At 64.4% G+C, this 20,081-nt stretch carries 17 protein-coding genes; 11 read left to right on the top strand and 6 right to left on the bottom strand.

Features of this window, described 5'->3' with window-relative positions; translation table 11 throughout:
- Positions 1 to 6 precede the first annotated feature (6 nt).
- From ATE71_RS01145 to ATE71_RS01120, 6 genes are all read left to right on the top strand, one after another.
- Positions 7 to 909 carry a LysR family transcriptional regulator gene (locus ATE71_RS01145; RefSeq protein WP_058801519.1) on the top strand — a complete coding sequence of 301 codons (903 nt, stop codon included), beginning with the start codon at positions 7 to 9 and terminating at the stop codon, positions 907 to 909.
- A 170-nt stretch (positions 910 to 1,079) separates the two neighbouring features.
- Positions 1,080 to 1,985 carry a sulfate adenylyltransferase subunit CysD gene (gene cysD / locus ATE71_RS01140; RefSeq protein WP_082665019.1) on the top strand — a complete coding sequence of 302 codons (906 nt, stop codon included), beginning with the start codon at positions 1,080 to 1,082 and terminating at the stop codon, positions 1,983 to 1,985.
- On the top strand, positions 1,985 to 3,886 hold the full coding sequence (gene cysN / locus ATE71_RS01135; RefSeq protein WP_058801518.1) for a sulfate adenylyltransferase subunit CysN: 1,902 nt from the start codon (positions 1,985 to 1,987) through the stop codon (positions 3,884 to 3,886). The genes cysD and cysN overlap by 1 nt, the downstream gene beginning before the upstream one ends.
- Before the next feature lie 2 nt (positions 3,887 to 3,888).
- A complete protein-coding gene (locus ATE71_RS01130) occupies positions 3,889 to 4,641 on the top strand; it encodes a 3'(2'),5'-bisphosphate nucleotidase CysQ (protein ID WP_058801517.1) in 753 nt (250 codons plus the stop codon).
- Positions 4,642 to 4,755: 114 nt separating this feature from the next.
- Positions 4,756 to 5,514, top strand: a complete 759-nt coding sequence (locus tag ATE71_RS01125; RefSeq protein WP_058801516.1) for an SDR family oxidoreductase — start codon at positions 4,756 to 4,758, stop codon at positions 5,512 to 5,514.
- Between the two features lie 117 nt (positions 5,515 to 5,631).
- On the top strand, positions 5,632 to 6,771 hold the full coding sequence (locus ATE71_RS01120; protein ID WP_058801641.1) for a zinc-binding dehydrogenase: 1,140 nt from the start codon (positions 5,632 to 5,634) through the stop codon (positions 6,769 to 6,771).
- 362 nt (positions 6,772 to 7,133) lie between these two features.
- Here the strand turns inward: ATE71_RS01120 and ATE71_RS01115 are convergent, their stop codons facing one another.
- From ATE71_RS01115 to ATE71_RS01105, 3 genes are read right to left on the bottom strand one after another with little or no spacing between them, the layout of a single operon-like run.
- The gene (locus tag ATE71_RS01115; RefSeq protein WP_058801515.1) at positions 7,134 to 8,279 is read right to left on the bottom strand and encodes a cell wall hydrolase; all 1,146 of its coding nucleotides are present in this window, start codon (positions 8,277 to 8,279) and stop codon (positions 7,134 to 7,136) included.
- An 18-nt stretch (positions 8,280 to 8,297) separates the two neighbouring features.
- Positions 8,298 to 9,218 carry a cysteine synthase A gene (gene cysK / locus ATE71_RS01110; protein WP_058801514.1) on the bottom strand — a complete coding sequence of 307 codons (921 nt, stop codon included), beginning with the start codon at positions 9,216 to 9,218 and terminating at the stop codon, positions 8,298 to 8,300.
- Entirely contained in the window at positions 9,215 to 10,528 is a 1,314-nt protein-coding gene (locus ATE71_RS01105) for an MFS transporter (protein ID WP_058801513.1), read from the bottom strand. The genes cysK and ATE71_RS01105 overlap by 4 nt, the downstream gene beginning before the upstream one ends.
- Before the next feature lie 127 nt (positions 10,529 to 10,655).
- Between ATE71_RS01105 and ATE71_RS01100 the strand changes: the two genes are divergently transcribed.
- From ATE71_RS01100 to ATE71_RS01090, 3 genes are read left to right on the top strand one after another with little or no spacing between them, the layout of a single operon-like run.
- Positions 10,656 to 12,377, top strand: a complete 1,722-nt coding sequence (locus tag ATE71_RS01100; RefSeq protein WP_082665007.1) for a DUF885 domain-containing protein — start codon at positions 10,656 to 10,658, stop codon at positions 12,375 to 12,377.
- Between the two features lie 59 nt (positions 12,378 to 12,436).
- On the top strand, positions 12,437 to 13,600 hold the full coding sequence (locus ATE71_RS01095; protein WP_058801512.1) for a TIR domain-containing protein: 1,164 nt from the start codon (positions 12,437 to 12,439) through the stop codon (positions 13,598 to 13,600).
- Positions 13,597 to 15,366 carry an adenylate/guanylate cyclase domain-containing protein gene (locus tag ATE71_RS01090; protein WP_058801511.1) on the top strand — a complete coding sequence of 590 codons (1,770 nt, stop codon included), beginning with the start codon at positions 13,597 to 13,599 and terminating at the stop codon, positions 15,364 to 15,366. The genes ATE71_RS01095 and ATE71_RS01090 overlap by 4 nt, the downstream gene beginning before the upstream one ends.
- Here ATE71_RS01090 and ATE71_RS01085 read toward each other — a convergent pair.
- Positions 15,358 to 16,656, bottom strand: a complete 1,299-nt coding sequence (locus tag ATE71_RS01085; RefSeq protein WP_058801510.1) for an RsmB/NOP family class I SAM-dependent RNA methyltransferase — start codon at positions 16,654 to 16,656, stop codon at positions 15,358 to 15,360. The genes ATE71_RS01090 and ATE71_RS01085 overlap by 9 nt on opposite strands.
- Before the next feature lie 75 nt (positions 16,657 to 16,731).
- On the opposite strand from ATE71_RS01085, the gene ATE71_RS01080 reads away from it, so the two are divergent.
- Positions 16,732 to 16,920, top strand: a complete 189-nt coding sequence (locus tag ATE71_RS01080; protein ID WP_082665018.1) for a DUF1674 domain-containing protein — start codon at positions 16,732 to 16,734, stop codon at positions 16,918 to 16,920.
- Between the two features lie 75 nt (positions 16,921 to 16,995).
- Here the strand turns inward: ATE71_RS01080 and ATE71_RS01075 are convergent, their stop codons facing one another.
- On the bottom strand, positions 16,996 to 17,775 hold the full coding sequence (locus ATE71_RS01075) for a SapC family protein (RefSeq protein ID WP_058801508.1): 780 nt from the start codon (positions 17,773 to 17,775) through the stop codon (positions 16,996 to 16,998).
- Between the two features lie 103 nt (positions 17,776 to 17,878).
- On the bottom strand, positions 17,879 to 19,303 hold the full coding sequence (locus ATE71_RS01070; protein ID WP_058801507.1) for an FAD-binding oxidoreductase: 1,425 nt from the start codon (positions 19,301 to 19,303) through the stop codon (positions 17,879 to 17,881).
- Positions 19,304 to 19,426: 123 nt separating this feature from the next.
- On the opposite strand from ATE71_RS01070, the gene ATE71_RS01065 reads away from it, so the two are divergent.
- Positions 19,427 to 20,014, top strand: coding sequence for a hypothetical protein (locus ATE71_RS01065; protein WP_235587852.1), 588 nt, complete (start codon positions 19,427 to 19,429; stop codon positions 20,012 to 20,014).
- Positions 20,015 to 20,081: the final 67 nt, after the last annotated feature.

Raw genomic sequence — 20,081 nt, 5'->3', positions numbered from 1 at the left:
AAATCTATGATTAAACGCGCCCACATCCGCCAATTTCTTGCCGTGGTCGACGCGGGCAGCTTTACGCAGGCGGCACTCCGCATCCGCGTGACCCAGCCGGCGCTGTCGAGCGGGATCGCCGAACTCGAAAAGCTCGTCGGTACGCCGCTCTTCATCCGTAACCGCCGTCAGATCCGGCTGACAGAGGCGGGCGGACGCTTCCTGCCGATCGCGCGCGATCTCGAACGCGGCTTCCGCGCTGCCGACGGCTTCGGCCGCGATGCCGACCGCCGGGCGGCCGAACTCAAGCTCGGGATCATCCGCTCGACGCCGGGCGAATTGCTGCAGGCCATCGCCGCGGCGCTGCGCCCGGGCTTTTCGATCGAACTCGTCGAAAACAGTGACTCCGAGTTGCGCTCGGCGCTCGGCAGCGGCCGGCTTCATATGGCGCTTGTTCCGCTGCGCGACGGTGACCGCGGCGACCATGTCGTGCCACTCTATGAGGAGCCGCTGGCGATGTTCGTCGCTGCGGGCCATCCGTTTGCGGGGCGGATCGAGGTCGGGCCCGAGGAACTCGCCGCCGAAACGATGATCGCGCGCCGGTCGTGCGAATTTCTCGATGCGACCAGCCGATTCTTTACGCGCCACGGCGTTCGCCCGCGCTTTGCCTTGCGCAGCGAGAGCGACGAGCGCTGCCTGCGCATGGTCGCCGCCGGGGTCGGCATCACCACCGCGCCGATATCGCTCGCGATCGACGGTATCGTCCCGCTCAAGGTCGCGGGCTATGACTTCCACCGCGAACTCGGGCTGCTCCTCGCCCCGGCGTGGCACGCGCTACCCGAGATCGGGGCGCACCTGGCCCATCCGCTCGAAACCATCGGGGCAATCGCCACCGAATGGCGGCGAACGCGGGTCGACGGAGCGAGCTGACGCGATCTCCCACAAGTCTGGCTTGCAGCGCGCAAAGGCCATAACGTTTGCCCGCCAACATCGGCCGGAGCTACGGCGGCCTCATCCACCCCGTCCGTTTGGACGTATGACGGAATTTGAAACAGCCTATTCCGCTGCTGCACGGCGGAAATATTAGGAGACGAAGTTTGTTGTCGTCTGAATTGACGCATCTTGACCGGCTCGAGGCCGAGAGCATCCACATCATGCGCGAAGTGATGGCCGACGCGGCGAAGCCCGTGATGCTCTACAGCGTCGGCAAGGACAGCGCGGTGATGCTGCACCTCGCGCGCAAGGCCTTCTATCCATCGCCACCACCATTCCCGCTGCTGCACGTCGATACGACGTGGAAATTCCAGGCGATGTACGAACTGCGCGACCGCATGGCGGCCGAGAGCGGCATGGAGCTCATCGTCTACCAGAACCCCGAGGCGAAGGCGCGCGGGATCAACCCCTTCGATCACGGTCCGTTGCACACCGACATGTGGAAGACCGAGGGGCTCAAGCAGGCGCTCGACCTTCACGGTTTCGACGTCGCCTTTGGCGGCGCGCGGCGCGATGAGGAAAAGAGCCGCGCCAAGGAGCGCATCTTCTCCTTTCGCACGGCGACCCACGGCTGGGACCCGAAGAAGCAGCGCCCCGAACTCTGGAACCTCTATAACGCCCGCAAGGCGAAGGGGGAGAGCATCCGGGTGTTCCCGATCTCGAACTGGACCGAGCTCGACGTCTGGCAATATATTGCGCGCGAAAATATCCCGATCGTGCCGCTCTATTTCGCCGCGCCGCGCCCGACGGTCGAGCGCGACGGCCTGCTGTTGATGGTCGACGATGACCGCTTCCCGCTGGCGGAAGGCGAGGTTCCGGTCGAACGGTCGGTGCGTTTCCGCACGCTCGGCTGTTACCCGTTGACCGGCGCGGTCGAGAGCCAAGCATCGACCTTGTCCGAAGTCATTCAGGAGATGCTGCTCACGACAACGAGCGAACGGCAAGGCCGCATCATCGACAAGGACGGCGGCGATGCGTCGATGGAGAAGAAGAAGCAGGAGGGGTATTTCTGATGACCGACCCCATCTACGTCACCGACGCCCTCATCGCCGAGGACATCGACGCCTATCTCGCGGGCCACGAAAAGAAGTCGCTGCTGCGTTTCATCACGTGCGGCTCGGTGGACGACGGTAAGTCGACGCTGATCGGGCGCCTGCTCTATGACTCGAAGATGATCTTCGAGGACCAGCTCGCCGCGCTCGAAGCCGACAGCAAGCGCGTCGGCACGCAGGGGCAGGAGATCGACTTCGCGCTGCTCGTCGACGGCCTTGCTGCCGAGCGCGAGCAGGGGATCACGATCGACGTCGCCTATCGCTTTTTCACGACCGAAAAGCGCAAGTTCATCGTCGCCGACACGCCGGGGCACGAGCAATATACGCGCAACATGGTCACGGGGGCCTCGACTGCCGATCTCGCGGTCATCCTGATCGATGCGCGCAAGGGCGTGCTCACCCAAACCCGCCGCCACAGCTTCCTCGCGCATCTGATCGGTATCAAGCATATCGTCCTCGCCGTGAACAAGATGGACCTCGTCGGATACGACAAGGCAGTGTTCGACCGCATCACGCTGGCGTATCGCGCCTTCGCGAGCGAGATCGGCATCACCAACTTCACCGCAATCCCGATATCGGGGTTCAAGGGCGACAATATCACCGCGCCCTCGGACAACACGCCCTGGTTCAAGGGCCCAGCGCTGATCGAGCATCTGGAAAACGTCGAGGTCGGGGCCGCCGCCGACGAAGCCAAGCCGTTCCGTTTGCCTGTCCAATGGGTCAACCGCCCGAACCTCGACTTCCGGGGCTTCTCGGGCCAGCTCGCAAGTGGCAAGATCAAACCCGGCGACGCCGTTCGCATCCTGCCGAGCGGCAAGACGACGACTGTAGACCGCATCGTCACCCTCGACGGCGACCTCGACGAAGCCGTTGCCGGCCAGTCGGTGACGCTGACGCTCGCCGACGAGGTCGACTGCTCGCGCGGCGACGTCATCGCGGCGGCGGACAATCCGCCCGAGGCGGCCGACCAGTTCGAGGCGACGCTCGTCTGGATGGCCGACGAGGCGATGATCCCGGGCCGCGCCTATTGGCTGAAGCTCGCGACGCAGAGCGTTTCGGCGACGGTGCAGGCGCCGAAATACGAGATCAACGTCAACACGCTCGATCATCTCGCGGCGAAGACGCTCGAATTGAACGGCATCGGCGTCGTCGAAATGTCGACCGACAAGCCGATTACCTTCGAGGCCTATGGCGACAACCGGACGCTCGGCGGCTTCATTCTGATCGACAAGCTCACCAATGCGACCGTCGCGGCGGGGATGCTGCATTTCAGCCTCCGCCGCGCGCAGAATGTCCATTGGCAGGCGACCGACATCGACCGCGATATGCGCGCGAACCTGAAGAACCAGCGCCCCGCTCTGCTGTGGTTCACCGGTCTTTCGGGGTCCGGCAAGTCGACGATCGCGAACCTCGTCGAAAAGAAGTTGCACCGGATGAACCGGCACAGTTTCCTTTTGGACGGCGACAATGTCCGTCACGGCCTCAACCGCGACCTCGGTTTTACCGAGGCCGACCGGATCGAGAATATCCGCCGCGTGGGCGAGGTCGCGAAGCTGATGACCGACGCGGGGCTGATCGTCATCACCGCCTTCATTTCGCCATTCAAGGCCGAACGCGAGTTGGTGCGTGCGATGCTGCCCGAGGGCGAGTTCCTCGAAATCTTCATCGACACTCCCCTCGCCGAAGCGGAGAGACACGACGTCAAGGGTCTCTACAAAAAGGCACGCGCGGGCCAGCTCAAGAATTTCACCGGCATCGACAGCCCCTATGAGGCGCCCGAGAATCCCGAAATTCGTATCGACACGACTGCGATGACGCCCGACGAGGCCGCTGACCTGATCATCGATCGCTTGCTGGGATAGATATGACTGTGGGGGAAAACGACGAACTGCTTGCCGAACGGCTAGCAACTGCAGCGGGTGCGATCCTGCTCGATCTGCGCACACGCGGCGGCCTTGACGGCAAGGCGCTGGGGAAGGCGGGGGACGAGCAGGCCAACGCCATGCTGTGCCGGGAGATTCGTACCGCTCGTCCCGCCGATGCGCTCCTTTCCGAAGAAGAGAAGGACAATGTGGCACGCTGTGGCCAGAGCCGCGTCTGGATCGTCGATCCGCTCGACGGCACGCGCGAATATGGCGAGGGACGCGACGACTGGGCGGTGCATGTCGCGCTTGCGATCGACGGCATTGCAACGGTCGGTGCCGTCGCGCTGCCCGGCCTCGGCGTCACGCTGACGTCGGGCGCGCCGGTCGCGCTTCCACCCGCGAACCAGCCGCTCCGCATGCTCGTCAGCCGCACGCGCCCCGCCGCCGAGGCCGTGTTCGTCGCGGACAAGCTCGGCGCGGAACTGGTCGCGATGGGCTCGGCGGGCGCGAAGGCGATGGCGGTCGTGCGGGGGGAGGCCGATATCTACCTCCACACCGGCGGCCAATATGAGTGGGACAATTGTGCGCCCGTCGCGGTGGCGCAGGCGGCGGGTCTGCACGTCAGCCGCGTCGATGGCTCGCCCATCCGGTACAATAATCCCGACACCTATTTGCCCGACCTGCTGATTTGCCGGAAAGAGCTGGCCGGTGCGGTGCTGCGTCTCGCCGCGGAATATTCGCCCGCGCGATGACGCCGGGCGCAGCGGGTTCCTTGTCGCGAAAGGCGATTTAAGCGCAAGAATCGGGACGCCGCGCCTTCCGTTGCATCGATAGAGCGCCCTGACCGATGTCAGGAAAGGCAAATCATGGAACTGGAAGACAAGACCATCATCGTCACCGGCGCGAGCAGCGGGATCGGCGCCGCGGCAGCGAAGCTGTTTGCATCGGAAGGAGCGAATGTGGTGCTGGGCGCGCGTCGCGGCGCCGAACTCGAAGCCCTTGCCGATTCCATCCACCAAGCCGGTGGGCAGGCGGTGTTCCTCGCCGGCGACGTGAGGGACGAGGGATATGCCAAGGCGCTTGTCGATCTGGCCGGAAAGGCGTTTGGCGGACTGGACGGCGCGTTCAACAATGCCGGCATCGTCGGAGATATGCAGCCGGTCTCTGATATGGCCATCGGCAACTGGACCGACGTGATCTCGGTCAACCTGACCGCCGCCTTTCTGGCCGCCAAGGCCCAGGTACCGGCGATGAAGGCGCGCGGTGGGGGCTCGATCGTCTTCACCTCGTCATTCGTGGGTTTCAGCAACGGCGGCCTACCCGGCATGGGGGCCTATGCGGCGTCCAAGGCGGGGCTGATCGGCTTTGCCCGGTCACTGGCATCGGACCATGCCGCCGAGGGCATAAGGGTTAACACGTTGTTGCCCGGCGGCACGATCACGCCGATGGGAGGCGAGAACGATCCTGCCGCGCAGGAGTTTATAGCCGGATTGCATCCGATGAAGCGGATGGCGGCTGCCATCGAGATCGCGCAGGCGGCGCTGTTTCTTTTGTCTCACCGGTCGAGTTTCGTGACGGGAAGCCCGATGATTGCCGATGGCGGGGTCTCGGTCCGGCTGACATGATGCGGCGGCGCCGGATGCTTCGCGATTCCGGCCGCATTTTTCGCAACCGGCGATTGCCAGCGTCCTTCTGCCGCCCTATTTCGGTTTCATCGAGAAACCGAACACGGGAGACGCATGATGACCGACCTGCCTGAAACCAACCTCACGATGCTGACGCTCGTGAAGCCCGAAGGGCAGCTCGAAGTGTCGCTGGAGCGTCGTCCGATGCCGACTCCCAAACCGCATGAGGTACTCGTGAAGGTGCTCGCCGCGCCGATCAACCCGTCGGACCTCGGCTTGCTGTTCGGCGGCGCCGACATGTCGACCGCGCGCGCCTCCACTCGTGATGGCTTGCCCGTCATTACCGCCGATGTGCCGCCCGCGGGCATGCGCGCGATGGCCGGGCGCGTCGGCGACGCGCTCACCATCGGCAACGAAGGCTGCGGCACCGTCGTCGCGGCAGGCGATTCGCCGGAGGCGCAGGCGTTGCTCGGCAAGACCGTCGCTCTGCTCGGCGGCGAAATGTACGCCGAATATCGCTGCCTGCCCGTGCAGATGGTGATGCCGCTTCCCGACGGCACCGACCCCGCCGACGGCGCCTCCTGCTTCGTCAATCCGCTGACCAGCCTTGCGTTCACCGAGACGATGCGGATGGAAAATCACAGCGCGATCGTCCACACCGCCGCAGCATCGAACCTCGGCCAGATGCTCGTCAAGATTTGCGCGAAGGACGGCATTCCGCTCGTCAACATCGTCCGCAGCGACGCGCAGGTCGAAATATTGAAGGGGATCGGCGCCCAATATGTCGTCAACAGCAGCGCCGACGATTTCATGGACCGGTTGATCGACGCGATCGTCGAGACGGGGGCGACGATCGGTTTCGATGCCACCGGGGGCGGAAAGCTCGCGGGTCAGATCCTGACCGCGATGGAAGCGGCGGCGGTCAAGCGCATGACGACCTACAGCCGCTATGGTTCGGACACGTTCAAGCAGGTCTATATCTATGGCGCGCTCGACCTGTCGCCGACGACCTTTTCGGCGCGCAGCTTCGGCCTGACCTGGGCGCTCGGCGGCTTCCTGCTCACCCCCTTCATGGCAAAGGCGGGCATGGAAGTCGTTGGCCGGATGCGCAAGCGCGTCGTCGACGAGCTGACGACGACGTTCAAAAGTCACTATAGCCATGAAGTGTCGCTGGCGGACGCGCTGAACGTCGAAACGGCGCAAGCCTATAATGCGAAACGCACGGGCGAGAAATATCTGATCAAGCCGCACGGCTAGGCGCGTCGGCAAACGACCGATTGCGGACACTGTTTCTTCGTCATCCCGGACTTGATCCGGGATCCATCGCGGCGTCGAGGTCATGGGCCCCGGATCAAGTCCGGGGTGACGAGGAGGCGGAACCGACGTCCGCTCACCACCCCTAAGCCGCCATCGCCCCAAAAATTGCTGTCCTACATTATCGCGCCGTGTCAGCCTTCGGCGGCTCTTTGAAATCGTCCGCTTGCACAAACAGGTCTTGGGATGGCGTTAAAGCCACAAAGGACACAGTTTCGACGCGCGCACGCGGGGCTTTTGTGGCTTTAGCGCTGCGCGGAACGCGATTTCAGAGTGAAGTCAGGCAGATTCCCGCCATTCCGGCGTTACCGCTTCATGCACTGCCTTGCATCGTCGCGCTTATACTCGCTGCAATTCCACAGCGCCTTTTCGAACCCGGCCTTGTCGTCGCGCAGATAGGAAAAGCTCATCGCTGCGCGCTGCGTGTCGCTCATCGCATCGCTGTCGGGTTTGAGGGTTGGATTGGTCCAGCCCATGAATTTGCAATAGGGCTTGTCGCCGCAAAGGCGCAGCGCGGTCGTCACGAAACTTTCGGGTGCCGCCTTGCGATCGAGCTGGGTGTAGATGGTGTCGCGGCCCGCGCTTTCGCCAGCGCCGGTCACGATGCGCGCTTCGCCGACCGCAGCATTGGCGTCTACGCCCGTTACGAGTTCGGTCGGGATCCCCATCGCGTTCGCATGCAGCGGCGACAGGGCAGCGAGTTTCGCAATCGGGCCGTCTTCGCCCGACACGCTGCCGCGAAAAGCCCCCGGCGTGCCCCAGAAGCCCGGCCAGCGGAAGAAGAGATGCGTATCGACGATTGCGATCTTTTCGAGGCTGTCGCTCCAATAGGGGCGCACCCAGTCGGTATGATAATGGGTGGCGAGGCCGACCGAAGGATCGGTCAGGCCTGACAGCATCATGTCGGCGTTGACCTGTGCGCGCAGCCACGCCGCTTCGGAATAGCGGCGCGCCAGCGCGCCGTCGCAGGTGAAGGTGAACTGGCAACCCGTCTGGCGTTCGGCACCCTGGAACACGACGCCGCAGATCGATTTCGGAAAGGCCGGATGTCGCGCGCGGTTGATCACCACCTGTCCGACCGACAATTGCCCGCGGCTGTCGTCACCCGCTTCATAGATCATCGCCGCGGCGAGGCAGTCGCGGGCGCGCAAGCGCGCGTCGCCAGTACCGGCATAGACGAACGGTCGCGCCGCCACGAACCCCTTGGTGACCAGCGCGATGCGCGCATTGGCGGCGCGCGCGTCGTCCTCGGTAACGGGCGCCAGTTCCATCGGCGGCACGTCGGGAACGACATCGGCGGGCGGCGCAACCGGATGCGGGCGCACGGCGGCGTCGCGGACGATGCCCCCCCCGCTATGATACAAGACCGCGGCGATTGCGACGGCGGCGATCAGGACGAACAGCCAGCCCGTCCAGTCGCGCCCGACGGGCAACGCCGATGGATCGTCCACGGAACGCACGAGGGGGCCTCAAATCTCCGGGAGGAAATCGGGGACCGACAGATAGCGCTCGCCGGTGTCGTAGTTGAAGCCGAGAACGCGGCTGCCCGGCGGCAGTTCGGCCAGCTTCTGCGCGATGGCGGCCAGCGTCGCGCCCGACGAAATGCCGACGAGCATGCCTTCCTCGGTCGCGGCGCGGCGCGCGAAATCTTTCGCTGCACCAGCGTCGACCTTGATCACCCCGTCCAGCAGGTCGGTGTGCAGGTTACGCGGGATGAAGCCCGCGCCGATGCCCTGGATCGGATGCGGTGCGGGCTGGCCGCCCGAAATGACCGGTGAAGCTTCGGGCTCGACCGCGAAGACCTTGAGGTTCGGCCAATGCTCTTTCAGGAATTGCGCGGTGCCCGTGATATGGCCGCCGGTGCCGACGCCGGTGATGAGTACGTCGATCGGCGTATCCTTGAAATCGGCAAGAATTTCGGGTCCCGTCGTACGGACATGGACGTCGATGTTCGCTTCATTTTCGAACTGCTGCGGCATCCAGGCGCCGGGCGTCGTTTCGACGAGTTCGATCGCGCGCTCGATCGCGCCCTTCATGCCCTTTTCGCGCGGCGTCAGGTCGAAGGTCGCGCCATAGGCAAGCATCAGGCGCCGGCGCTCGACCGACATGCTTTCGGGCATGACCAGGATCAGCTTGTAGCCTTTGACCGCCGCGGCCATCGCAAGGCCGATACCGGTGTTGCCCGATGTTGGCTCGACGATCGTGCCGCCGGCCTTCAAACTGCCGTCGCGCTCGGCCGCTTCGATCATTGCGAGCCCGATCCGGTCCTTGATCGACCCGCCGGGATTGCTGCGCTCCGATTTCACCCAGACTTCGGCGTCGGGAAACAGCTTTGCCATACGGATGTGCGGCGTGTCGCCGATGGTATCGAGGATGGAATTGGCTTTCATGTCGATCCTGCCTTGAATTGGGGTTCAAAGGTGCGTGCCCGGCGCAGTTCGGGGAACAGCCAAGCCCATAGCGCCGTCACGCCGATCGCGCCAGCGCCGCCGATCACGACCGCGCCGACCGGCCCCAACGCAGCGGCCATCGCCCCGGCGCGCATCTCGCCAAGTTCATTCGACGCCGAAATCGCGAGGCCCGAAGCGGCGCTGACGCGGCCGCGCATATGGTCGGGGGTGTTGAGCTGTATAAGCGTGCCGCGCACGAAGACCGAAAACATGTCGGCGGCACCCATCAGCACAAGCACGGCCAGCGAAAGGATGAGATTGGTCGAGAGGCCGAAGACCACCGTCCCCGCGCCGAATACCGCCACCGCCCACAGCATCTTCACCCCGACGTTGCGCTCGATCGGTCGGATCGCGAGGCCGACGGCAACCGCCACCGACCCCGCCGCAACGGCGGCGCGCATTAGGCCCGCGCCTTCAGGGCCGGCGTGCAATATGTCGCGCGCGAAGACGGGGAACATCGCCGTGGCGCCCGCGAGCAGCACGGCGAACAGGTCGAGCGTGATCGTGCCGAGAAGGAAGCGCTCGACCCACACGAACTGCAGGCCGTCGACCATTTCGCGCAGCGGGTGGCGGCGGACCTCGGGCGGGGGCGGGAGCACTGGGCGGACGCGGCTCAGCGTGAAGGCCGAGATGGCTAGGAGCATCGCCGAGAAAACATACACCGACCCGGGATGCGCGGCATAGATGAGCCCGCCCGCGGCGGGGCCGATCACCGACGCCGATTGCCACGCGATGCTGCTCATCGCGATCGCGCGCGGCAGGACTGCTGGAGGTACGATATTGGGGGCGATCGCGCTCATCGCCGGCCCCGAGAAGACGCGCGCGACGCCGTGGAGCGCGGCGAGGCCGAAGAGCAGGGGCAACGTCAGCCCATCGGTCCAGGTGAACCAGCCGAGCGTCGCGGCGATCAACAGGTCGATCAGGTTCGAAAAGATCGCGACGCTGCGCCGTTCGAAACGATCGGCCGCCCAGCCGGCCACCGGCGTCAGGATCGCGAGCGGCACGAACTGGAAGAGGCCGAGCAGCCCGAGTTGGAACGACGCCTCTTTGATCGACATGCCGTAGTCGGTGCGCGCGGTGTCGTAGAGCTGGTAGCCGATCACCACGACCATCGCGATCGTCGCCATCACCGCGGTGAAGCGCGCGAGCCAGAAATAGCGGAAGTCGGGAAAGCTGAGCGGAGAGGGGGCTTTGGGCGCCGCTTCCGGGATCACCGGTTCTTCGCCTTCGGGTGGGGGGATCGTCGCCATCGCTGATCGCCGTAGCCCGCTTTTCGCACCTGTCCAGATGCATAGCTTTGCCGTTTGTCGATTCTCGGGTGTCATTCCCCGCACCGGCTGGCAAAAGACCCGACGCAGAAGTCAGGGAGACATTCGAATGAAAAGCAAATTGGCCCGTCTGGGCAGCACGGCGATGGCCGCCACGCTGCTGGCCCTTACCGCGTGCAATGCCTCGAAAAATGAATCGGCAACCGCGCCAAGCGCGAAGAACTGGACTGAATTTCGCGATCAGTTCCTTGCTGGCTACTTTCCGCTGAATCCCAATTTTGCGGTCTATCAGGGCAAGCATGAGTTCGACGGCCAACTTCCCGACTGGTCGCCCGAAGGGCTCGAAAAACAGGCCGCTTATCTGGAAAAGGCGATCGCCGACGCCAAGGCGTTCGATGGCGAGATGACCGATGCCGAAAAGTTTGAGCGCGACTATCTGGTCCATGTCGCGCAAGGCCAGCTCTTCTTCCTCCGCGATACCGATTTTGCGCAGAAGAACCCGGCCTTCTACACCGGCGCGCTCGACCCCAACGTCTATATTGCGCGCCCCTACGCCGACGCGGCGACGCGGATGAAGGCATTCATCGCCTATGCCGAAAAAGTCCCGGCGGCGGCGGCGCAGATCAAGGCGAACCTGAAACTTCCGCTGCCTGCGACCTTCGTCAAATATGGCACTGCCGGCTTCGGCGGCTTTGCCGATTATTATAAGGGCGACGCCAAGGCGGCGTTTGCCTCGGTCAAGGACGAAGCGCTGCAAAAGCAGTTCGACGAAGCGGTGGCCAAGGCCGGCGCGGCGATGACCGACCTTGCCGAATATGTCGGATCACAGCCCGGCACCCCCGACGGCTATGCGCTCGGCGCCGACAAATTTGCGAAGATGATCCTGACCAACGAAGGCGTCGACACCCCGCTCGACGAGCTTGAGCGCATTGGCCAGGCCGACCTCAAGCGCAACCAGGATGCGCTGAAGGCCGCCTGCGCCACCTATGCTGCGGGGATGACGATCACCGATTGCATGAAGAAGATGAACGCCGACAAGCCCGCCGACGGCCCCGTCGCCGAGGCACGGCGCCAGCTCCCGGTCCTGCGCGCCTTCTTGGTCGAAAAGGATATCGTATCGATCCCGGGAACCGAACAGGCGCAGGTCGAGGAATCGCCGCCCTACAACCGGCAAAACAGCGCTTATATCGACATTCCGGGACCTTATGAGAAAGGCCTGCCGTCGGTCTACTACATCTCGCCGCCCGATCCGGCGTGGGACAAGGCAACGCAGGACGCGTTCATTCCTGGCAAGAAGGACCTGCTTTTTACCTCAGTGCACGAGGTGTGGCCGGGCCACTTCCTCAATTTCCTCCATTCGAACCGCGCCGAAAGCATCTTCGGCAAGCTGTTCGTGGGCTATGCCTTTGCCGAAGGTTGGGCACATTATACCGAGGAGATGATGTGGGATGCTGGGCTCGGCGAAGGCGATCTCGAAACGCATATCGGCCAGCTGTCGAACGCGCTCCTGCGCGATTGCCGCTACCTCTCGGCGATCGGCCTGCACACCAAGGGCATGACCGTCGCGGAGTCCGAAAAGCTGTTCAAGGAACAATGCTATCAGGACGAGGGCAATTCGCGGCAGCAGGCGGCGCGCGGCACCTATGACCCCGCTTACCTCAACTACACCATGGGCAAGCTGATGATTCGCAAGCTCCGCGAGGATTGGACCAAAGGCGACCGGACGAAATGGAAGGCATTTCATGACGAATTCCTGTCCTACGGCGGCCCGCCGATTCCGATGGTTCGCGCGGCGATGATGAAGGAAGAGGCGCCCAGGGCGGTATTCTGAAGTCTGGCTGGAAAATCGATTGACGGACGGCTAGCCTCTTCACAACAGGGGGCTAGCCGATGGTCGATGTGTTCATTTCCTACTCGCGCGACAACAAGGCGCGGGTCGCGGATATCGCAGCTGCGGTCGCGGCGGCGGGCTATGACGTTTGGTGGGACGCCGAACTGCCGCCGCACCGGTCCTATGGCGACGTGATCGCCGAAAAGATCGGCAGCGCCAAAGCGGCGATCGTCGTCTGGTCGCACACATCGGCGCAGTCCGAATGGGTACGCGCCGAGGCAGACGTCGCGCGTAACCAGAAAAAGCTGGTGCAGACGGCGATCGACGATGTGATGCCGCCGCTGCCCTTCAACCAGATCCAGTTTGCCGATCTCAGCGACTGGCACGGCGACCCGGACCATCGCGGCTGGCGAAAAGTCCTGATGAGCCTTGAGGAACTGTGCGGTCGCGAGGCTGCGGCACCGGTTGCGGCACCAAAGTCGCCTCCGACGCCCAAGGGCAGGGACGCCGAAGCCCGCCCGGCGGGGCACAAGACATCCTTCCTGCCGTGGGCACTGCTGGGCCTTGCGACCATTGCGGTCGCGCTGCTCGCATGGAAATTGTTGCAACCGGCCGCAACGCCCCCGGAAAAATCGGAAGCAGCGATCGCGGCCATATCGTCGACACCGACCTCCGATGAGCCCGCCGCCCAGGCCGATCGCCAGCCTGCCGAAGCCTTCACGCTCGCCGCCACGATCGAGGACCCGGACGGCTTCACCAATATCCGGGCAGGAAAAAGCACAAAGACCGCGATCGTCGGCAAGGTGCTGGAGGGTGAGAAGTTCCTCACATATAGCCAGCCGGGGCAGTGGTGGCGCGTCCGCAAGGCCGACGGCACCACCGGCTTCATGTTCCGCAAATATATCCGGCTGATCGAGGGCGGCGCGGCTGCCGCGCCTATCGTCGCGGCGCCAACCGGCGTCGGCGGCAGCGGGGTCGTCATCCCGGATTCCGCCGACCGGCTGCTGAGTGCGGAAGAGCTAGGCAATTACAGCGCACTGGAGCTTCGCATCGCCCGCAACGAGATATTCGCGCGGCATGGGTTGCGGTTCAGGGATCCCGCCCTCCAAGCCCATTTCGCCCAGTTCGGCTGGTATCGCGCCACGACCGATAATGTATCGTTGTCGCCCACCGAAAAGGCCAATGTCGCATTGCTGAAATCGGCGGAGGACGCGGCACGATGAACGACGCGGCCGCTGTCGAGGCGGACGTCGCACATCGGCTGGGCGAAGGCGATGCACTGAGCGCGTTCGACCGCGCTGCGGCGGCGCGGCGTGACGGGACGGATAGCCCGCGCCTGCGTTACTTGATGGTCCGCGCGCTTGCCGCCTCGGGCGACAGTCAGGGCGCGATGCGCCTGTACGAACGGTTAGACCTGGCCGTGTCGGGCGACGTCGACAGCCTTGCGCTCGCCGGGCGGATCTGGAAGGACGATGCCTTCGATCGCGTCGGCGCGGCGCGGACCAAATCGCTGCAACATGCTGCAGCCGCCTATGATCACGCCTGGCAGGCCTCGGGGGCGTCTTTCCCTGCGATCAATGCGGCGAGCCTTTATGCGATGCTCGGCGAAAAGGAACGCGCCGCCGCCCTTGCCGCACCGATCGCCGCGAACGGCGCCGCCGAAACCTATTGGGACCGCGCGACGCTGGTCGAGGCACTGCTGCTACTGAACCGCGGGGACGAGGCGCTCGTTCACGCGCGCGCGGCCCATGCGGAAGCTGGCCCCCGTGCGGGCGACCGCGCGTCGACATGCCGCCAGATTGCGCGGCTGGCGGACTGCGGTGTTGTCGAAGCCGCGTTGGCGCGACAGATTGTCGACCTGCTGCGTCCGCCGCCCGTCGGTGTCTATTGCGGCCGCATGTTCCGGGCGGGGGGAGTTGGGGAAGCCAACGCCCGCGCCGCCATTGCGTCGGTCTTCGATGCGCAGCCGCTATCGGCGCTGATCGGCCCCCTCGCCTGCGGCGCCGACATATTATTTGCCGAAGAAGCCTTGGCACGGGGGATCGACCTGACGGTTGTCTTGCCGTTCGCCGAAGACGATTTCATTGCCCAGTCGGTCGCATCGGGCGGACACGAATGGGTCGCACGCTATGTCCGTTGCCGCGACAGCGCATCGATGGTCCATTTCGCGAGCAGCGCGCGTTATGTCAGCGACGATTGCCAGTTCATTCTGGGATCGCACACGATGATGGGCCTCGCCAAATTGCGCGCGCGCGAACTGGAGACGAGCGCGATCCAGCTCGCCGTCGTCGATCCTGCGGTTGCGGCGCGGCCCGCCACCTCGATCGCCGGCACCAATGCCGATATCGCCCTGTGGCAACGCCACGGCGGCGAGACGCTGACGATCCCGGTCGGCGATCTTGACCGCAATCTCGATTTTCCGGCGGCGCCCAAGCCGCCCGAAGATACGCGGCGTGGCCTCTACGCGATATTATTTGCCGATTTTGCTGGTTTCTCGAAACTCGGCGAAGCCGAACTGCCAATTTTCGCGCGCGAAGTGATGGGCGGCATCGGCTGCATCCTCGACGATTTCGGCGAGGCCGTTCTGTTTCGCAACACCTGGGGCGACGCGGTTTACGCGATCATCGACGATCCCGCGACGGCGGCGCGCATCGCGCTGGCGATGCAGCAAAAGCTGGACGTCCTCCCACCCGAACTCGGCCTCGAAGGGAAAAAGGCCGGGATGCGGACCGGTATTCACTTCGGTCCGATCTATCGCGGTCTCGATCCGGTGGTCGGCAACGAGCTGTGGTATGGCACCGAAGTCACCCGCACCGCACGGATCGAACCGGTCACGCTCGTCGGGCAGGTCTATTGCACCCAGCCGCTTGCGGCGATGCTCGCGCTCGGTAACGCGCGCGACTTCGATTGCGATTATGTCGGCAAGGTCCGGCTCGCAAAGGATTATGGCGATCTGGCGCTCTACCGTCTGTCGCGTCGATCAGCCTGACGGCGCGCGCAGCCGCGCGACGAAAAAGCCGTCGAGCCCGCCCTCTTCTGCCAGCAACCCCGGCAGCGTGCGGATGAATCCATCGCGGTCGGGGACAATGGCAGCGGGCAGTTCGCCGGCGCGCGGGGCTTCCACCGACCAGCTGGGATTGGCTTTCAGGAAGGCCGATATCTGCTCCTCTCCTTCGGCCCGCTCGAGCGAGCAGGTGGCATAAACCAGCACCCCCCCGGGCTTGACCCAGTTTGCCGCGCGCGCGAGCAGGGCGGCCTGCAACGACGCCATTTCGTCGATCTGGCGCGGTTCGATCCGGTGCAGGACGTCAGGATGGCGGCGAAAGATGCCGGTCGCCGAACAGGGCGCATCGAGCAGGATCGCATCGACCGGCGCAACAGGTTCCCAAGAGCGAATATCGCCTTGGACGATTTCCGCCGACAGGCCGGTGCGCGCCATGTTGGCGCCCAGCCGTTCCAGACGCTTTGTGCTGGCGTCGACCGCGATGATCTTCCACCCCGCCGCGGCGAGCTGCATCGTCTTTCCGCCGGGCGCGGCGCAGAGGTCGAGGACGGTGCGACCTTCGCCAGTGCCGAGCAGCCGCGCGGGCAGGCTGGCGGCCAGGTCCTGCACCCACCAGCCGCCTTCGCCATATCCGGGCAAGGATTCGACCGCTTGGCCGCGCGGCAACCGGCGCTGGCGGGGAGCAAGCGAAACAGCTTCGGGCCATTCGCGGGGATCGGGCTCGACCGCGAAGCTTAGGTCGATCGGCGGCGGGGCGCTCCAGCCGGCCTCGGCCGCTTCGACCATGGCCAGCCCCCATTGTTCGGCCCAACGCTCGGCTGTCGCGAGGGGCAGGGTGGCGCGGTCGGGGAGTTGCCATTCTTCCGTTTGCGCGCGCGACAGGATCGCATGAACTAGCCGCCGCGGCCCGCCGTCGACAAGCGGCAGCGCGGTCGAGACCACCGCATGCCCCGGACTTTTGAGTACCAGCAACTGTGCGAGCGCAATCCTCAGCACCGCACGCGATTTGACATCATCGGGCAGGATTTGCGCCGTGGCGCCATCGATCAGCGCGTCGATGTCGACCATCCAGCGCAGCGCTTCGGACGCGATGGCGATCGCAAAAGCCCGGTCGGGACCGGTAAGCCCCTGCGCAGCGGCATGCATAGCAACGTCCAGCGGATCACCGCGACGCAAAATCGCATCCATCAGCCGCAACGCGGCGCGGCGTGGCGACATGCCCGGCGGCTCGGCTTCGCGCGGCGAGCGGCGGCGGACGGGTCGCCGGTCAGCCATGAAGGGCAATGCTGTGGTTGGCGTGGCGCACGATCGATCCTATACTATATCATCATGGCCGACAGCAGACCGAATATGACCATTGGCGGAACACCACGGGCTGTAAAGCGCCCGGCGCATGTCAAGGCGCCTGCCGAATGGACGAACAGCGCCGTGCCGGTGCCCGAACCGATCCGGGAGGACAAGGCCGAAGACCAACCCGGCGGCCGCAATCCGGTGCGCTATGGCGATTGGGAGCTGAAAGGGCTGGCGATCGATTTCTGACGCCGGCGCGAAGTCAAGAGGCTCGACAATATGCAAAATGGCCGCCCCGGTTGAGGCGGCCATATGCATCCGGCGTCAAACGGTCGGTAGTTCCATGACGGCGGGCATCTTGCCGGCCTTGACCTGTTCCGCAAAGATTTCGCGCATCAGTTGCAGCGAGAAAAGATGCGCGAAGATCAGCGCGAGAATGCCGTTCTGCGTCAGCTTGCGCAGGACGTCGCCGCGCAGTTCGCGCAGCTTGTTCTCGTCTACCATCTGGAAACCGCGATAGACAAAGGGCTTGTCATTGCCTTCCTGCTGGATTGCGACTTCGCCGTCCATCAGAAGGTCGGCCTTTTTCAGTTCTTCCATGAAAAAGCCGGTGCGCTGGCCCGCTTCTTCGAAATTCTTGCAGAATTCGAGGACCGCTTGAACCGACGCGGTCGGCTGGCCATTCTCGAACAGCGGATCGCCTTCGTCGAACTTGCCGATCGCTTCCGAGGTCGGGTCGAAGCAAAGCGACAATTCGTCCGAACCTTCCTGCAGGCGCGCGAGCAGGAAGGGATAGCGGCGCACATAGGCGGGAACGTAGACGGGGTTCAGCAGCTTGCCATCGTCGTCGACGAAGGTGTTAACGCCCTCGTTGAGACCCATCAGCGCCAGCGGAACCGGATTGTCGCCCGCCGAGAAAACGATCGGGTAATAGCGGCAGGCCGAAACGAATTCGTCGGAGGTCAGCGGAATGGCATGCTGTTTGACAAGGAAATCGGCCTTGTCGAGCGGGCGGGCGCGATAGTCGGCATGCTCGACGCTCGAAAGCGGGGAGAGATCTTTATAAAAAAGGGGCAAGTTGGCAGGTGCGGGCGCGGTGGCCATGGTCGAACTCCGGTAAAAGTCCCGCGGAACGGGACGCAAAAAGATAAAGCGCCTTATTGACACGCGCCGCTACGCGCAAGGGGGCGATGGCGGCGAAAGATGGTCAGGCGATGAGTTTGCCGGGATTGAAAAGGCCGTAGGGGTCGAGCCCTGCCTTGATCCCGCGCAGCGCCGCCAGTCGCGCCGTGCTGTCGAGTTCGGCGAGGATGTCGCGTTTCATCTGGCCGATACCATGTTCGGCCGAAATTGATCCGCCGAGCTCGATGACATGCGAATAGACGAGCCGGCTGACTGCTGAGCCATGCTCGGCGAGCCAGGCCACCCCATCGACATCGAGCGGCGGCTGAACGTGATGATGGACATTGCCGTCGCCCAAGTGGCCGAAAGACAAGGCGCGGACGCCGGGGTAGACCGCCGCAAGCCGGCGCGGGCTTTCGGCGATGAAGGCCGGCATCAGGTCGACCGGGACGCTGATATCATGCTGTAGCGCCGGCCCTTCGGCCCGTTCGGCTTCCGAAATGGAATCGCGCAGGCGCCAGAAATCCTCGCTCTCGCGATCGCTCTTGGCGATGACGGCATCGTTGGCCAGTCCGAGGTCGATCGCGGCGGCAAGTTGCGCTTCGAGCGCCTCACCCAGCGCCGCATCCTTTTCGCCTGCCAGTTCGAGCAGGACGTACCACGGATGCTGGCCGGCGAGCGGCGCGCGCGTGTTCGGGATATGGCGCAGGACATCGTCAAGGCAGGTCTGCGGGATAATTTCATATCCCTCGAGTTCGCGTCCCAGCGCCGGGTCGAGGCGGCGGAGCAGCAAAAGCGCGATTTCGGGTGAATCGATACCGATCCAGGCGGTTCGCCGGGCGGCGGCGGCGGGAACCAGATGCAGAGCGGCGGCCGTGACGATGCCGAGCGTCCCCTCCGCGCCGCAAAACAGATGCCGCAGATCGTAACCGCGATTGTCCTTCTTGAGCGGGGCGAGACCATCGAAAATGCTCCCGTCGGGCAAGACCGCTTCGATTCCTGCGAGCAGCGCACGCATTGTCCCGTGGCGCAGCACCTGCGTTCCCCCGGCATTGGTCGATACCAGCCCGCCGATGGTCGCCGACCCCTTGCCGCCCAGCGTCAACGGAAAGCGGAGCTCGTGCGCAAGGACGGCGTCATGGAGATTCTCCAGGATGACCCCGGCTTCCGCCACCGCGACCTGCGCGGTCCCATCGATATCGCGCACGCGGTTCATGCGGCGCAAGCTGACCAGCAACTGGTCGCCGCTCGAATCGGGCGTGGCGCCGCCAACCATGCCGCTGTTGCCGCCCTGGGGCACGAGCGCGGCGCCCGCGTCGGCGCAGAGGCGGACGATGGCCGCGACCTCAGCGGTGGTCGCCGGGGACAGCATCGCAGCCGCCGCTCCCCGATATTTCCCGCGCCAATCGGTGAGCCAAGGCGCCAGGGCGTCGGCATCGACGCTGAAACCCTTTGGCCCGAGCAGATCGGCGAGGCGCGCGAGCAACGCCGTTGACGGCGGGCGCGTCATGTCCTTTCACCTTGGACATGTCCACGGTGGAAGCAGCGCAGGGATCGACAGCAGTTCATTTGATGTTCAATCATCCTTGTTAAAAGCCGCGATGGACGAATAGTATGTTTTCGTCCAGCGGGCATGGACGCGGGAGCCACGGGTGAGCAGCATCTTCTGTCAGGACGCCGAAACAGCGGCAACGCGGCTGTGCTGACTGCGGCATTTCTGTGGATCGCGGCTGCACCGGCGGTCGATGCAACGACGCCCCCCATGCTGCCCGAGCCGCTCGTCCCGATATCGGCGCCGCTTCCTGAACAGAACACTTCCTTCTGGCAAATGGTGATCGAACAGCAGTTGATCATTCGCGTGCCCGCCCGGCGCTCGCCGCTCAACAATTTTGCGGCGGGCCCCGCGCCGTCGCGGCGGGCGACCGAAATCCCGATCGTCTGGAAAGAAAAGAAGGCGCCGAAATGCGTTGCGATGCGCAATATCATGGGAATGCAGGCAGTTCAGCGTGACAGCATCGACCTGATTACCCGGCAGAAGCAGCGGTTACGCGCGCAGCTCAATAGGGGGTGCCGCGCGCTCGACTTTTATGCCGGTTTCTACATGCAGGGCAGCAAGGACGGGCAGCTTTGCGAGGATCGCGACCAGATCCACGCGCGGACGGGCGCGAAGTGCGAGATAGACAAATTTCGCCTGATGGTTCCGGTGCCTGACGACGATTGATCGCGTTTATCGCGGCCTTTCCTTGACTTTTCTTCGTCATTTGCCCTAGGCGCGCGGCAACGTTCGC

Origin of the sequence: Sphingopyxis sp. H115 (assembly GCF_001468465.1) — a bacterium.
Classification (GTDB): domain Bacteria; phylum Pseudomonadota; class Alphaproteobacteria; order Sphingomonadales; family Sphingomonadaceae; genus Sphingopyxis.
The sequence above is the reverse complement of the archived record's forward strand: the minus strand, read 5'-3'. Positions and strand labels throughout refer to the sequence as shown.